Origin of the sequence: Stutzerimonas chloritidismutans AW-1 (genome assembly GCF_000495915.1) — a bacterium.
Classification (GTDB): domain Bacteria; phylum Pseudomonadota; class Gammaproteobacteria; order Pseudomonadales; family Pseudomonadaceae; genus Stutzerimonas; species Stutzerimonas chloritidismutans.
Map to the genome: position 1 here is coordinate 58,878 of NZ_AOFQ01000041.1, position 15,897 is coordinate 74,774.

Here is a 15,897-nt window from a genome sequence, read left to right on the forward strand (position 1 = left end):
GGTGCGTGGTTATTCGGTTTCCAGATCGATATCGATACCGAGCGAGCGGATCTCTTTGATCAACACGTTGAAGGACTCCGGCATGCCGGCCTCCATACGGTGATCGCCGTCCACGATGTTCTTGTACATCTTGGTCCGCCCGTTCACGTCGTCCGACTTGACCGTGAGCATTTCCTGCAGGGTGTACGCGGCGCCATAGGCTTCCAGCGCCCAGACCTCCATCTCCCCGAAGCGCTGACCACCGAACTGCGCCTTACCACCCAGCGGCTGCTGGGTAACCAGGCTGTAGGAACCGGTGGAACGCGCGTGCATCTTGTCGTCGACCAGGTGGTTCAGCTTGAGCATGTACATGTAGCCGACCGTGGTGGTGCGCTCGAATTTGTTGCCGGTACGACCGTCGAACAGCTGCATCTGACCGCTTTCTGGCAGATCAGCCAGCTTCAGCATGGCCTTGATCTCGCGCTCCTTGGCTCCGTCAAATACCGGAGTAGCCATCGGAACGCCCTTGCGCAGGTTGTTGGCCAGGTCCAGCACTTCCTGATCGCTCAGGTCGTCCAGATTTTCCTGACGGCCGCCGATCTCGTTATAGATCTCGTGCAGGAACTTGCGCAGCTCCGCGACCTTGCGCTGCTCTTCGAGCATCAGATTGATCTTCTCGCCCAGGCCCTTGGCGGCGAGGCCCAGGTGGGTTTCGAGGATCTGACCAACGTTCATACGCGACGGTACGCCAAGCGGGTTGAGCACGATGTCGACCGGCGTGCCGTTGGCGTCATGCGGCATGTCTTCGACCGGCATGATGACCGAGACGACACCCTTGTTACCGTGACGACCAGCCATCTTGTCGCCCGGCTGGATGCGACGCTTGATCGCCAAGTAGACCTTGACGATCTTCAGTACGCCCGGCGCCAGGTCGTCGCCCTGCTGCAACTTGCGCTTCTTGTCTTCGAACTTGTCGTCGAGCAGCTGACGGCGATCGGAGATGTAGGCCTGAGCCTTTTCCAATTGCTCGTTCAGCGCATCTTCGGCCATGCGCAGCTTGAACCACTGCCCATGCTCCAACCCGTCGAGGATCTCGTCAGTGATGACAGCACCTTTCTTGAGGCCGGCACCGCCCTCGGCAGTCGCGCCAACCAGAGCCGAGCGCAGGCGTTCGAAGGTAGCGCCCTCGACGATACGGAACTCCTCGTTGAGGTCCTTGCGGATCTCGTCGAGTTGCATCTTCTCGATAGCCAGCGCACGGGAGTCGCGCTCGACACCGTCGCGGATGAAGACCTGCACGTCGATAACGGTACCTTTGGTGCCAGTCGGCACACGCAGGGAGGTGTCCTTCACATCGGACGCCTTCTCACCGAAGATCGCGCGCAGGAGCTTCTCTTCCGGAGTCAGCTGGGTTTCGCCTTTCGGAGTCACCTTGCCGACCAGGATATCGCCCGGGCCGACTTCGGCACCAACGTAGACAATACCCGCCTCGTCCAGCTTGTTCAGCGCCGCTTCGCCCACGTTCGGGATGTCCGCGGTGATTTCCTCTGGACCGAGCTTGGTGTCACGCGACACACAGGTCAGTTCCTGGATATGGATAGTGGTGAAACGATCCTCCTGAACCACACGCTCCGAGAGGAGGATGGAGTCTTCGAAGTTGTAGCCGTTCCAAGGCATGAACGCGACGCGCATGTTCTGCCCGAGCGCCAGCTCCCCCATATCAGTGGAAGGGCCGTCAGCCATGATGTCGCCACGCTCCACCACGTCACCCTTGCGAACCAGCGGACGCTGGTTGATGCAGGTGTTCTGGTTGGAACGGGTGTACTTGGTCAGGTTGTAGATGTCGACACCAGCTTCGCCGGTCTCGACCTCCCCATCATGAACACGTACGACTACACGGCTCGCGTCGACTGAATCGATCACACCGCCACGACGGGCAACCACGCAAACGCCGGAGTCGCGCGCCACGTTGCGCTCCATACCAGTACCGACCAGCGGCTTGTCCGAACGCAGAGTCGGCACCGCCTGACGCTGCATGTTCGAGCCCATCAGAGCGCGGTTGGCGTCGTCGTGCTCGAGGAACGGAATCAGCGAGGCAGCGACGGAAACGACCTGCTTGGGCGACACGTCCATCAGGGTCACGTCTTCCGGAGCCTTGACGGTAAATTCGTTCAAGTGACGTACAGCAACCAGTTCGTCGACCAGCTTGCGACCTTCCAGCTTGGCGCTGGCCTGAGCGATAACGTGGTCGGCTTCTTCGATCGCCGAGAGGAACACGATCTCATCAGTGACCTCGCCTTCCTTGACCACGCGGTACGGGCTTTCCAGGAAGCCGTACTGGTTGGTGCGAGCATAGGCAGCCAGTGAGTTGATCAGGCCGATGTTCGGACCTTCAGGAGTCTCGATCGGGCATACGCGACCGTAGTGGGTCGGGTGTACGTCACGCACTTCGAAGCCGGCGCGCTCACGGGTCAGACCACCCGGGCCAAGTGCGGAGACACGGCGCTTGTGGGTGATTTCCGACAGCGGGTTGTTCTGGTCCATGAACTGCGAAAGCTGGCTGGAACCGAAGAACTCCTTGACCGCCGCCGCAACCGGCTTGGCATTGATCAGGTCCTGCGGCATCAGGCCTTCACTTTCGGCCATCGACAGACGCTCCTTGACGGCGCGCTCGACACGGACCAGACCAACGCGGAACTGGTTCTCGGCCATCTCGCCAACGCAACGAACACGACGGTTACCCAGGTGATCGATGTCGTCAACGATGCCCTTGCCGTTACGAATATCGACCAGGGTCTTGAGGACGGCGACGATGTCTTCGCGGCTCAGAACGCCCGAACCCTCGATCTCGGTACGACCGATACGACGGTTGAACTTCATCCGACCCACAGCGGACAGGTCGTAGCGCTCCGAGGCGAAGAACAGATTGTTGAACAACGTCTCGGCTGCATCCTTGGTTGGCGGCTCGCCAGGACGCATCATGCGATAGATCTCGACCAGCGCTTCAAGCTGGTTGGTGGTCGAGTCGATCTTCAGCGTATCGGAAATGAACGGACCGCAGTCGATATCGTTGGTGTACAGGGTCTCGAAACGAACGACCTGAGCCTTGACGATCTTCGCCATGGCATCGACCGTCAGCTCGGTGTTGCACTCCGCGATGATTTCGCCGGTGGCCGGATGCACGATCGCCTTGGCAACGGTGCGCCCCAAGACGTAGTCCATCGGCATCTCAAGCTCTTTGATACCGGACTTATCGAGCTGATTGATGTGACGAGCCGTGATGCGACGCCCCTGCTCGACGATGACCTTGCCGTTCTCATCCTTGATGTCGAACGTGGCGATCTCGCCACGCAGACGCTGCGGCACCAGCTCCAACGCAAGGGTTTCGCCCTTCACATGGAAGATGTTGGTGTCGTAGAAGGCATCGAGAATTTCTTCGGTGCTGTAATTCAAAGCACGCAGAAGTACCGAAGCGGGCAGCTTGCGGCGACGATCGATACGGACGAATACGGCATCCTTCGGATCGAATTCGAAGTCCAGCCAAGAGCCACGGTAAGGAATGATACGAGCAGAATACAAAAGCTTACCGGAGCTGTGAGTCTTGCCACGGTCGTGATCGAAGAACACGCCCGGCGAGCGGTGCAGCTGGGAGACAATAACGCGCTCGGTACCGTTGATGATAAAGGTACCGTTCTCGGTCATCAGGGGGATTTCCCCCATGTAGACTTCCTGCTCCTTGATGTCCTTGATGGCCTTGTTCGACGACTCTTTGTCGAAAATGATCAGACGCACCTTGACGCGCAGCGGAACGGCGAAGGTCACGCCGCGCAGGACACATTCCTTGACATCGAAAGCCGGCTCGCCCAGGCGATAGCCGACGTATTCCAGCGCTGCATTGCCGGAATAGCTGATAATCGGGAAAACGGATTTGAAGGCTGCATGCAAGCCAATGTCGCGGAACTGATCTTTGGTCGCTCCCGCCTGCAGGAATTCGCGGTACGAATCCAGCTGGATGGCCAAAAGATACGGCACGTCCATCACGTGCGGTAACTTGCTAAAGTCCTTGCGGATACGTTTTTTCTCAGTGTATGAGTAAGCCATCAGCGTTCCCCAGCTTGGTCACCTGCTTGTTGGCTTCTCCCGACGGGAGCAGCCAGAAAATCTTGCGAATCCCTTGATTCGCACCACCCTAAAGTGGCTTTCCGAGGAATAGCCAGCAGGGCTGACTTTCCATAACGGAAAAAGGCCGGTGGCAAAAGCCACCAGCCATCAGCCTTTCGCGAGTCGCTCGGGCTGTAGACGCAAGGTCGTCGCTTACTTGAGCTCGACTTTGGCGCCTGCTTCTTCCAGAGTCTTCTTGGCTGCTTCGGCTTCTTCTTTCGAAACGCCTTCCTTGACCACGCCCGGGGCGCCGTCAACGACAGCCTTGGCTTCTTTCAGGCCCAGACCGGTCAGCTCGCGAACAGCCTTGATCACGTTGACCTTCTTTTCGCCAGCTTCAGCCAGAACGATGGTGAACTCGGTTTGCTCTTCGACAGCAGCAGCAGCCGGGCCAGCAGCAGCAACGGTGGCAGCAGCAGCGGTCACGCCGAACTTTTCTTCCATTGCCTTGATCAGTTCAACAACCTGCATCACGGACATTTCGGAAACGGCGTTGATGATATCTTCGTTGGTCAGAGCCATGACTCTAGTTCCTGTATTAGGTGACGGCCTACGGCCATCTAATTCAAAAAGTGATTGCGAAAGAATCTACGCTATTACGCGGCAGCAGCTTCTTTCTGGTCGCGAACGGCCGCCAGTGTACGAGCCAGCTTGCTGGTGGCGCCTTGGATAACGCTCATCAGCTGAGAAATGGCTTCGTCGTAGGTCGGCAGAGTTGCCAGTACGTCGATCTGGTTGGCTGCGAGGAACTGCCCCTCGAACGCAGCGGCCTTGATCTCGAACTTGTCCTGACCCTTGGAGAACTCCTTGAAGATACGAGCAGCAGCGCCCGGATGTTCGTTGGAGAACGCAATCAGGGTCGGGCCTTTGAACACGTCGTTGAGCACTTCGAACTGCGTGCCATCAACAGCGCGGCGCAGCAGGGTGTTACGTACAACACGCACGTAAACACCAGCTTCGCGGGCCTCTTTACGGAGTCCGGTCATGGCCCCCACGGTCACGCCACGGGCATCAGCCACGACAGCGGACAGGGCGGCTTTGGCAGCCTCGTTGACTTCAGCGACGATGGCCTTCTTGTCTTCGAGTTTGATTGCCACGGGTTACACTCCTGGATGTTACCGTTTCATCCGGTCGAGACCGGACTGGATTTGGTGTCTGATTCGGTACGAATCGGGAGCACCTCTGCGTAGGCTTGCGGTTTAAGGCTTTCGCCGCCTACGGTCTTGGATAGCCCCCGCCAGGCAGGGACCCCAATCTTTGCAGGCGCCCTCGAAGGGGCGCCGTCGCCTTACGCTTCCAGGGAAGCCTGATCGATGACCAGTCCCGGACCCATGGTGGTGCTCAGGGTCACGCGCTTGACGTAAATACCTTTGGAAGTCGACGGCTTCAGACGCTTAAGATCCGAAAGCAGCGCTTCGACGTTCTGCTTCAGCTGGCCAGCCTCGAAACCAACCTTACCCACCGAGGTATGGATGATGCCGTTCTTGTCGGTACGGAAACGTACCTGACCAGCCTTGGCATTCTTGACGGCGGTAGCGACATCTGGAGTTACGGTGCCTACCTTCGGGTTTGGCATCAGACCACGCGGACCAAGAATCTGGCCCAACTGACCAACAACACGCATGGCGTCCGGCGAGGCGATGACTACGTCATAGTTCAGATCGCCACCTTTCATTTCGGCAGCCAGCTCGTCCATACCAACGCGATCTGCGCCAGCGGCCAGTGCGGCCTCAGCACCGGGACCCTGAGTGAACACGGCAACACGAACGCTCTTGCCAGTACCATTCGGCAGAACGGTTGCGCCACGAACGACCTGGTCGGATTTACGCGGATCAACACCCAGATTGATCGCGATATCGAACGACTCGGCGAACTTAACAGCCGAAACCTCAGCCAACAGCTTTGCGGCATCTTCGAAAGCGTACTGCTTGCCGGCTTCGACTTTCTCGGCGATAGCCTTCTGGCGCTTGGTCAACTTAGCCATTACACACCCTCCACGTTCAGGCCCATGCTGCGAGCGGAACCAGCGATGGTCCGAACAGCAGCCTCCATTTCGGCAGCAGTCAGATCAGCCTGCTTGGTTTTGGCGATCTCTTCCAACTGCGCACGAGTGACGGTGCCGACCTTCTGGGTGTTGGGGCGAGCGGAACCGCTGGTGATACCAGCAGCTTTCTTCAGCAGCACCGCAGCCGGAGTACTCTTGGTTTCAAAGGTGAAGCTACGATCGCTGTATACAGTGATGATCACTGGAGTTGGCAGACCGGGCTCCTGGCCCTGGGTCCTGGCATTGAATGCCTTGCAGAACTCCATGATGTTTACGCCGTGCTGACCCAAGGCAGGACCAACGGGCGGCGACGGGTTAGCCTGACCGGCCTTTACCTGAAGCTTGATGTAAGCTTGAATTTTCTTAGCCATAGTTACTCCATTACGGGTTATAGCGCCTTTCGGCTCCCCATTACTGATTTATCCCAGTGACGACAAAACCCCGCAGCCTGAAACTGCGGGGTGAGGGATGCTTCGTTCAGTTAAACCTTCTCGACCTGACTGAACTCCAGCTCTACTGGCGTAGAGCGACCGAAGATCAGAACCGCAACCTGGATCCGACTCTTCTCATAATTAACCTCTTCAACCACACCATTGAAGTCAGCGAAGGGGCCATCCGCCACCCGCACCACCTCACCCGGCTCGAAGAGCGTCTTCGGCTTCGGCTTGTCACTTCCGTCAGCAACGCGACGAAGGATAGCCTCGGCCTCTTTATCGGTAATGGGTGCCGGCTTGTCAGCCGTACCACCAATGAAACCCATTACTCGAGGAGTATCCTTGACGAGGTGCCAAGTACCCTCACTCATTTCCATCTGAACCAGAACGTAACCAGGGAAGAACTTTCGCTCACTCTTGCGCTTCTGCCCGTTACGCATCTCGACCACCTCTTCGGTGGGAACGAGAATCTCGCCGAACTCATCTTCCATGCCGGCAAGCTTGACACGCTCAACAAGAGAGCGCATGACGTGCTTCTCGTAACCCGAGTAAGCATGCACAACATACCAACGCTTAGCCACGAGACACCCTTAACCAACAACCATGGAGACCAACCAACCGAGCAGGGAATCAAGCCCCCACAACAGCAGCGCCATCACCAAAACAACAACAACAACGATCAACGTTGTCTGCGTGGTTTCTTGACGGGTCGGCCAGACGACCTTGCGAATCTCGCCACGCGCTTCTTTCAGCAACACAGCGAACGAACGCCCTTTGGACGTCTGCAAAGCAACAAACGCAGCAACTACGCCTATCGCCAGCACTGCAAGGACACGATAGAGAATCGGCTCAGCGGAGTAGTATTGGTTACCAACCACAGCAACCACCACCAAAGCAGCCACAACAAGCCACTTCACCAGATCGAAGCGCGCGTCATTGGCTTCAGCTTTGATATTCATCTGCTAGAACCTTGTAAAGACTGCCAAATTCGATATTGAAAATGGCAGGCCAGGAGGGAATCGAACCCCCAACCTGCGGTTTTGGAGACCGCCGCTCTGCCAATTGAGCTACTGGCCTAGAAAGAGTCAGGCCGACTATTATGCCGACCCGCTTCAAACAGATCAATCGTTATTCGACGATCTTGGCAACCACGCCGGCACCAACGGTACGACCACCTTCGCGAATTGCGAAGCGCAGGCCGTCTTCCATGGCGATCGGCTTGATCAGGGTGACAACCATTTTCACGTTGTCGCCCGGCATTACCATCTCAACGCCTTCCGGCAGCTCGCACGAACCGGTCACGTCGGTGGTACGGAAGTAGAACTGCGGACGATAGCCCTTGAAGAACGGGGTGTGACGACCACCCTCTTCCTTGGACAGAACGTACACTTCGGCTTCGAACTTGGTGTGCGGCTTGATGGTGCCCGGCTTGGCCAGAACCTGGCCACGCTCGACGTCATCACGCTTGGTACCACGCAGCAGAACGCCGCAGTTCTCACCGGCACGACCTTCGTCGAGCAGCTTGCGGAACATTTCGACACCGGTACAGGTGGTCTTGCTGGTATCACGCAGACCAACGATCTCGATTTCTTCCTGAACCTTGACGATGCCGCGCTCAACACGACCAGTCACAACGGTACCGCGACCGGAAATGGAGAACACGTCTTCGATCGGCATCAGGAACGGCTTATCGATGGCGCGAACCGGCTCAGGGATGTAGGTATCCAGAGTCTCGACCAGCTTCTTGACCGCAGTAGTGCCCAGCTCGTTGTCATCTTCGCCATTCAGCGCCATCAGCGCGGAACCGATGATGATCGGCGTGTCGTCACCCGGGAAATCATAGGTCGACAGCAGATCACGAACTTCCATTTCGACCAGCTCGAGCAGCTCGGCGTCATCGACCATGTCGGCCTTGTTCAGGAACACGACGATGTACGGAACACCCACCTGACGGGACAGCAGGATGTGCTCGCGAGTCTGCGGCATGGGGCCGTCAGCAGCGGAGCAAACCAGGATCGCACCATCCATCTGGGCAGCACCGGTGATCATGTTCTTCACATAGTCAGCGTGACCCGGGCAGTCAACATGCGCGTAGTGACGGACATTGGAGTCGTACTCTACGTGAGCGGTGTTGATGGTGATACCGCGAGCCTTCTCTTCCGGCGCGCTATCGATCTTGTCGAAGTCGACACGAGCGGAGCCGAAAACTTCGGAGCACACGCGAGTCAGAGCGGCAGTCAGAGTGGTCTTGCCATGGTCGACGTGACCAATGGTGCCGACGTTGACGTGCGGTTTGTTACGTTCGAACTTTTCTTTAGCCATCGAGACCGTCTCCCATCGTTGAATTGAGCTAGTCACGCCACCATTAAAACAAAGGCAGATATATACATATCTGCCTTTGGAGTTTGGAGCTCATGAGCGGATTCGAACCGCTGACCTCACCCTTACCAAGGGTGTGCTCTACCAACTGAGCTACATGAGCGAATCGCATTGCGCAACCACCGAAGCTGGAGCGGGTAGCGGGAATCGAACCCGCATCATCAGCTTGGAAGGCTGAGGTTCTACCACTAAACTATACCCGCGAACGCCGAAGCCTACGCTTGAATCTGGTGGAGGGGGAAGGATTCGAACCTTCGAAGTCTATGACGTCAGATTTACAGTCTGATCCCTTTGGCCGCTCGGGAACCCCTCCAAAGTGAGGCGGCATTTTCATCACTTGCCACCCTACTGTCAAGCTTTTCCTCATAAAAATCTTGAGGTTAGCTTTACTGACAGCCGCCTTGCCAAGGAATCTTGGATTCCCCACGGCGAAGCGGGCGCCATTCTATTTAAACTATTGAGAAGATGCAATGCCAGTGCAGGGCATATGGCGAAATTGCAGGGCAGGCATGTCTGCTTTCAAGCTTTCCATGACCCCATCACCCAATTGATCACGACTAGCGGCGCTCACCTGCACCCAGTACTTGGAGTGCATTCTCGGCAACTCACGCACCAGCGCCGAATAATCAACCTCGCTTAAGCGCGCCACTACGCCCTCTGCCGAATCCTTTCGGGAGAAGATGCCCAGTGAAATGCCATTAGCCAAGTCACCAACGGTAATGATGTAGCTGTCAATATTACGGCTTTGCAACTCGCGCAATTGCCGCAGGGAAGCCTGCCTGGAAGCGAGCGGCGGCAGATACACCCAATAATCCACGCCGACCTCGGTATCTATCCGTCGTATTTCCGACTGGATATCCAAGCTCAAAAGCCGCTGCTCCAAGGAAAGCGCAGGCGACTCCTCATCGAAGCCACCCAGAAATAGGCAGCCACCGTCGGACGACGCCGGCTGCCCAGCGTCTTTACGGCTCGAAGGAGAGGATTCACTAAGCAGAGTGATGTTGGGCTTCGGCCGGTCATAAGCATCAAGAGGCACCACCTCCTTGATGCGCACGGGTGACTGATACTGATGCTGCACCCAGAAGAATACGTTCAACAGCACCAACAGGAAAAATAACCAACGCATGCAGGCTCGACCTTCTATGTGACGCTAGGGACAAGCAATCGCCAGCCCGCGAAAGACCAGATCCGGAACCCGCCTAACCCCGACCATATCGTCGATCAGCGTTGCGTCGCCACCGGTGGAGTAGATTAAAAAGTCAGCCCCCAGATAGTCGCTGGCCGCCAGGACTTGCGAAGCAACAAAACTACGCAGCATCAGAAAGCACCCCCGCTCAACCGCCTGGACGGTGCTTCGCCCAGGCGCAGGCTCACCTTGCATCATTGGGATTTCTTCTGCCGTATAGCTGATGCGTCGGGTATGGGTAGTCAACTGCTGCCTAAGAAGAGAAATCCCTGGGCAAATGTAGCCCCCCAGATGGCCGCCCTCTGCATCAACGAAGTCAACCGTGACCGCCGTCCCCAGGTCGATTACCACCATTGCCCGGCGCTCCAACTGGAACGCGCCAACCATGGCCAACCAACGGTCCATCCCTAAACGGTCGTACTCGAGGTACCCGTTCACTACGCCACCAAGCCGAGGCGCTGGTAGAGCGCGCTGTACGTCAATGAACAATGCACTGGAGATGCACGAACACAGCTCTTCAGTCTCGAGATCGCTACGAACGCTAACTAGCCGCGCACGCTCAATCTTTACGCCAGTCAGGCCAGAGAGCGCACTAAGGAGGTCCACGGCCGATACAGAAGCGCCCTGAGCCGCAACATCACCGCTTACTTGCAACACCCGCCATTTGATCAAGCTATTGCCACAGTCGAGCTCGAGAATCATTGATCAAGCCTCAAACTTAGCTCACCACCACTGAAGGAGCGCACCCCCCCATCAATCATCATCCTGAGCCCGCCTTGATCATCGACGCCCAAGACCGTGCCCGAGCAATCTTGAGACCCGGTACTCAGCGTGCATTTCAGGCCTTGCCAGACATGGTTAGATTCCCACTCACCCTTCATCGCAGCAAACCCGACCTGGGCATGCCGCTCCAAATTTTGTCTAAGGGTGGCGGCCAATGTCAGCAGTAACTCGTTTCGATCAACCATACCTGCATGCTCTTTAACGGATGTCCAAAGCTGATCTATTCCCGCCGCCTCAATCATATTGACATTGATGCCGATGCCGATAATTACGTGACATACATCCGCCGGGTCGCCAGTCAGCTCAAGCAGAATCCCTGCGATCTTGCGGCCATCAACGTATACGTCGTTAGGCCACTTGACGCCCGCTTGCGAGATGCCGACTTGATGTAGCATCTGCATTACCGCCAGCCCGACCACCAGACTCATACCAGAAAGCTGACTAGCACCGCCCTGCACCTTTATAGCCAAGCTGCAATAAAGGTTCTGCCCGAAAGGACTCACCCAACTACGACCGCGCCGCCCTCTACCAGCAGACTGAGCCTCTGCAAGAACCAAAAAAGGAGCTGGCACGATCTGCAGGAGCCGCAATGCCTGAGCATTCGTAGAGTCAATCGAGTCGTAAAGATGCAGCGACCACCCAATCTGCTCCAGTTGCTGCGCGAGCGCCTCATGATTGAGCAGCGAAAGAGGTTCCGCCAAGCGGTACCCACGCCCGGGGACTTTATAGAGGTTAAGCGCTGCGTCAGCCTGAATACGTTGCAGGTGCTTCCAGACCGCACTGCGACTTATGCCGAGTGCCTCCCCCAGTTCACGCCCCGAATGAAAGCGCCCATCCTGAAGTAACGCTAACAGCCTATACATGCCACCCCCAAAAGAGGCCGAATGATAGCGACACCAACGACAGGTGCCTATCACAGTCTTTAAATCGCCCAAAAGCAAACCCCCGACCAGCTTACGCGGGTCGGGGGTTTGGGAAAGGAGCTTGACGATGACCTACTCTCACATGGGGAGACCCCACACTACCATCGGCGATGCGTCGTTTCACTACTGAGTTCGGGAAGGGATCAGGTGGTTCCAACGCTCTATGGTCGTCAAGCAATTCAGTTGCTGCCTCGGGGTTTAGCCGCTGCAGCCAATCGGGTATGTGATGAATCGGTATTGCGTGTTCGTGCAGATTTTCGGTCTGTTTGTCGACTTTCCGTCTAACAACCAAATTGTTTGGGTGTTATATGGTCAAGCCTCACGGGCAATTAGTATTGGTTAGCTCAACGCCTCACAGCGCTTACACACCCAACCTATCAACGTCGTAGTCTTCGACGGCCCTTCAGGGAGCTCAAGGCTCCAGTGAGATCTCATCTTGAGGCAAGTTTCCCGCTTAGATGCTTTCAGCGGTTATCTCTTCCGAACGTAGCTACCCGGCAATGCCACTGGCGTGACAACCGGAACACCAGAGGTTCGTCCACTCCGGTCCTCTCGTACTAGGAGCAGCCCCTCTCAAATCTCAAACGTCCACGGCAGATAGGGACCGAACTGTCTCACGACGTTCTAAACCCAGCTCGCGTACCACTTTAAATGGCGAACAGCCATACCCTTGGGACCGGCTTCAGCCCCAGGATGTGATGAGCCGACATCGAGGTGCCAAACACCGCCGTCGATATGAACTCTTGGGCGGTATCAGCCTGTTATCCCCGGAGTACCTTTTATCCGTTGAGCGATGGCCCTTCCATACAGAACCACCGGATCACTAAGACCTACTTTCGTACCTGCTCGACGTGTCTGTCTCGCAGTCAAGCGCGCTTTTGCCTTTATACTCTACGACCGATTTCCGACCGGTCTGAGCGCACCTTCGTACTCCTCCGTTACTCTTTAGGAGGAGACCGCCCCAGTCAAACTACCCACCATACACTGTCCTCGATCCGGATAACGGACCAGAGTTAGAACCTCAAAGTTGCCAGGGTGGTATTTCAAGGTTGGCTCCACGCGAACTGGCGTTCACGCTTCAAAGCCTCCCACCTATCCTACACAAGCAAATTCAAAGTCCAGTGCAAAGCTATAGTAAAGGTTCACGGGGTCTTTCCGTCTAGCCGCGGATACACTGCATCTTCACAGCGATTTCAATTTCACTGAGTCTCGGGTGGAGACAGCGCCGCCATCGTTACGCCATTCGTGCAGGTCGGAACTTACCCGACAAGGAATTTCGCTACCTTAGGACCGTTATAGTTACGGCCGCCGTTTACCGGGGCTTCGATCAAGAGCTTCGCTTGCGCTAACCCCATCAATTAACCTTCCGGCACCGGGCAGGCGTCACACCCTATACGTCCACTTTCGTGTTTGCAGAGTGCTGTGTTTTTAATAAACAGTCGCAGCGGCCTGGTATCTTCGACCGGCATGGGCTTACGTAGTAAATACTTCACCCTCACCGGCGCACCTTCTCCCGAAGTTACGGTGCCATTTTGCCTAGTTCCTTCACCCGAGTTCTCTCAAGCGCCTTGGTATTCTCTACCCAACCACCTGTGTCGGTTTGGGGTACGGTTCCTAGTTACCTGAAGCTTAGAGGCTTTTCCTGGAAGCATGGCATCAACCACTTCGCTTTCTAAAAGAAAGCTCGTCATCAGCTCTCGGCATTAAGATCCCGGATTTACCTAAGATCTCTGCCTACCACCTTAAACAAGGACAACCAACGCCTTGCTGGCCTAGCCTTCTCCGTCCCCCCATCGCAGTAACTAGAAGTACGGGAATATTAACCCGTTTCCCATCGACTACGCTCTTCAGCCTCGCCTTAGGGACCGACTCACCCTGCGTCGATTAACGTTGCGCAGGAACCCTTGGTCTTTCGGCGTGCGAGTTTTTCACTCGCATTGTCGTTACTCATGTCAGCATTCGCACTTCTGATACCTCCAGCCAGCTTCTCAACTGACCTTCACAGGCTTACAGAACGCTCCTCTACCGCTCAACTTGCGTTGAACCCGTAGCTTCGGTACCTGGTTTGAGCCCCGTTACATCTTCCGCGCAGGCCGACTCGACTAGTGAGCTATTACGCTTTCTTTAAAGGGTGGCTGCTTCTAAGCCAACCTCCTAGCTGTCTAAGCCTTCCCACATCGTTTCCCACTTAACCAGGATTTTGGGACCTTAGCTGACGGTCTGGGTTGTTTCCCTTTTCACGACGGACGTTAGCACCCGCCGTGTGTCTCCCGTGCTGACACTTGCTGGTATTCGGAGTTTGCATCGGTTTGGTAAGTCGGGATGACCCCCTAGCCGAAACAGTGCTCTACCCCCAGCAGTGATACACGAGGCGCTACCTAAATAGCTTTCGAGGAGAACCAGCTATCTCCGAGCTTGATTAGCCTTTCACTCCGATCCACAGGTCATCCGCTAACTTTTCAACGGTAGTCGGTTCGGTCCTCCAGTCAGTGTTACCTAACCTTCAACCTGCCCATGGATAGATCGCCCGGTTTCGGGTCTATTCCCAGCGACTAGACGCCCTATTAAGACTCGCTTTCGCTACGCCTCCCCTATTCGGTTAAGCTCGCCACTGAAAATAAGTCGCTGACCCATTATACAAAAGGTACGCAGTCACCTAACAAAGTAGGCTCCCACTGCTTGTACGCATACGGTTTCAGGTTCTATTTCACTCCCCTCTCCGGGGTTCTTTTCGCCTTTCCCTCACGGTACTGGTTCACTATCGGTCAGTCAGTAGTATTTAGCCTTGGAGGATGGTCCCCCCATATTCAGACAAAGTTTCTCGTGCTCCGTCCTACTCGATTTCACTTCTAAGACCTTTTCGCGTACAGGGCTATCACCCACTATGGCCGCACTTTCCAGAGCGTTCCGCTAAAATCAAAGAAGCTTAAGGGCTAATCCCCGTTCGCTCGCCACTACTAAGGGAATCTCGGTTGATTTCTTTTCCTCAGGGTACTTAGATGTTTCAGTTCCCCTGGTTCGCCTCACACACCTATGTATTCAGTGTGTGATAACCATCTTATGATGGCTGGGTTCCCCCATTCAGACATCTCCGGATCAAAGTCTGTTTGCCGACTCCCCGAAGCTTTTCGCAGGCTACCACGTCTTTCATCGCCTCTGACTGCCAAGGCATCCACCGTATGCGCTTCTTCACTTGACCATATAACCCCAAGCAATCTGGTTACTGCCTATAACGTGAAGACGACATTCGCCGAAAATTTGCATAGAGAACACGCAAATTTTACCTTGACTTGAATAATCACCAGTGAAAGTGACCACTCAAATCTACTTCTATCACATACCCAAATTTTTAAAGAACAGTTCTGGCGCAAAGACCAGAAATCAATACCCTCACACATCACAGGATGCGCAAGCAGCACTCATTTCTGAGCTTTCAGCGATTTTCGAGTTAATGGTGGAGCCAAGCGGGATCGAACCGCTGACCTCCTGCGTGCAAAGCAGGCGCTCTCCCAGCTGAGCTATGGCCCCATCTACAGATCGGCCACATCCCATGACAATTGGTGGGTCTGGGCAGATTCGAACTGCCGACCTCACCCTTATCAGGGGTGCGCTCTAACCAACTGAGCTACAGACCCAATCGTCTCTCTCGGGTCGAAACCCAATCGCTTTTCGCTAGTGAATCAAGCAATTCGTGTGGGAGCTTATGAAGAAGCTGAAGTCTTCGATTAAGGAGGTGATCCAGCCGCAGGTTCCCCTACGGCTACCTTGTTACGACTTCACCCCAGTCATGAATCACTCCGTGGTAACCGTCCCCCCGAAGGTTAGACTAGCTACTTCTGGAGCAACCCACTCCCATGGTGTGACGGGCGGTGTGTACAAGGCCCGGGAACGTATTCACCGTGACATTCTGATTCACGATTACTAGCGATTCCGACTTCACGCAGTCGAGTTGCAGACTGCGATCCGGACTACGATCGGTTTTATGGGATTAGCTCCACCTCGCGGCTT

General features: G+C 55.7%; 11 protein-coding genes, 6 tRNA genes and 3 rRNA genes. All 20 read right to left on the reverse strand.

From position 1 onward, the window contains the following. Positions 1–9: 9 nt before the first annotated feature. The gene (rpoB, locus tag F753_RS38235; protein WP_014821636.1) at positions 10–4,080 is read right to left on the reverse strand and encodes a DNA-directed RNA polymerase subunit beta; all 4,071 of its coding nucleotides are present in this window, start codon (positions 4,078–4,080) and stop codon (positions 10–12) included. A 213-nt stretch (positions 4,081–4,293) separates the two neighbouring features. Continuing rightward, on the reverse strand, positions 4,294–4,662 hold the full coding sequence (rplL, locus tag F753_RS38240) for a 50S ribosomal protein L7/L12 (protein WP_003293014.1): 369 nt from the start codon (positions 4,660–4,662) through the stop codon (positions 4,294–4,296). A 74-nt stretch (positions 4,663–4,736) separates the two neighbouring features. Beyond that, positions 4,737–5,237: a 50S ribosomal protein L10 gene (gene rplJ / locus F753_RS38245; RefSeq protein WP_003280824.1), complete on the reverse strand. Its 501-nt coding sequence runs from the start codon at positions 5,235–5,237 to the stop codon at positions 4,737–4,739. 191 nt (positions 5,238–5,428) lie between these two features. Beyond that, positions 5,429–6,124: a 50S ribosomal protein L1 gene (rplA, locus tag F753_RS38250; protein WP_023445635.1), complete on the reverse strand. Its 696-nt coding sequence runs from the start codon at positions 6,122–6,124 to the stop codon at positions 5,429–5,431. Beyond that, entirely contained in the window at positions 6,124–6,555 is a 432-nt protein-coding gene (gene rplK / locus F753_RS38255) for a 50S ribosomal protein L11 (RefSeq protein WP_003280820.1), read from the reverse strand. Before rplK ends, rplA begins: the two co-directional genes overlap by 1 nt. Positions 6,556–6,665: 110 nt before the next feature. Next, positions 6,666–7,199 (reverse strand): transcription termination/antitermination protein NusG, encoded by a 534-nt coding sequence (gene nusG / locus F753_RS38260; protein WP_014821638.1) that lies wholly within the window; start codon positions 7,197–7,199, stop codon positions 6,666–6,668. A gap of 9 nt (positions 7,200–7,208) precedes the next feature. Then, complete coding sequence (secE, locus tag F753_RS38265; RefSeq protein WP_014821639.1) at positions 7,209–7,577, reverse strand: preprotein translocase subunit SecE; 369 nt, start codon at positions 7,575–7,577, stop codon at positions 7,209–7,211. Positions 7,578–7,619: 42 nt separating this feature from the next. Beyond that, positions 7,620–7,695, reverse strand: a tRNA-Trp gene (locus F753_RS38270). Positions 7,696–7,746: 51 nt separating this feature from the next. After that, positions 7,747–8,940 carry an elongation factor Tu gene (gene tuf, locus F753_RS38275; protein ID WP_023445637.1) on the reverse strand — a complete coding sequence of 398 codons (1,194 nt, stop codon included), beginning with the start codon at positions 8,938–8,940 and terminating at the stop codon, positions 7,747–7,749. 84 nt (positions 8,941–9,024) lie between these two features. Beyond that, positions 9,025–9,100, reverse strand: a tRNA-Thr gene (locus F753_RS38280). Between the two features lie 26 nt (positions 9,101–9,126). Beyond that, positions 9,127–9,200: transfer RNA gene (locus F753_RS38285), tRNA-Gly, on the reverse strand. Positions 9,201–9,225: 25 nt separating this feature from the next. Then, a tRNA-Tyr gene (locus F753_RS38290) sits at positions 9,226–9,310 on the reverse strand. Positions 9,311–9,451: 141 nt separating this feature from the next. Beyond that, on the reverse strand, positions 9,452–10,123 hold the full coding sequence (locus F753_RS38295; protein ID WP_023445638.1) for an SPOR domain-containing protein: 672 nt from the start codon (positions 10,121–10,123) through the stop codon (positions 9,452–9,454). Between the two features lie 24 nt (positions 10,124–10,147). Next, positions 10,148–10,885 carry a type III pantothenate kinase gene (locus F753_RS38300; RefSeq protein ID WP_023445639.1) on the reverse strand — a complete coding sequence of 246 codons (738 nt, stop codon included), beginning with the start codon at positions 10,883–10,885 and terminating at the stop codon, positions 10,148–10,150. Continuing rightward, entirely contained in the window at positions 10,882–11,829 is a 948-nt protein-coding gene (gene birA, locus F753_RS38305; protein ID WP_023445640.1) for a bifunctional biotin--[acetyl-CoA-carboxylase] ligase/biotin operon repressor BirA, read from the reverse strand. The genes F753_RS38300 and birA overlap by 4 nt, the downstream gene beginning before the upstream one ends. A 119-nt stretch (positions 11,830–11,948) precedes the next feature. Next, positions 11,949–12,064, reverse strand: a 5S ribosomal RNA gene (rrf, locus tag F753_RS38310). Between the two features lie 133 nt (positions 12,065–12,197). Beyond that, positions 12,198–15,088: ribosomal RNA gene (locus tag F753_RS38315) — 23S ribosomal RNA — on the reverse strand. A gap of 253 nt (positions 15,089–15,341) precedes the next feature. Then, positions 15,342–15,417: transfer RNA gene (locus F753_RS38320), tRNA-Ala, on the reverse strand. A 30-nt stretch (positions 15,418–15,447) separates the two neighbouring features. Beyond that, a tRNA-Ile gene (locus F753_RS38325) sits at positions 15,448–15,524 on the reverse strand. A gap of 91 nt (positions 15,525–15,615) precedes the next feature. Beyond that, positions 15,616–15,897 (reverse strand): 16S ribosomal RNA (locus F753_RS38330); the annotation flags it as partial.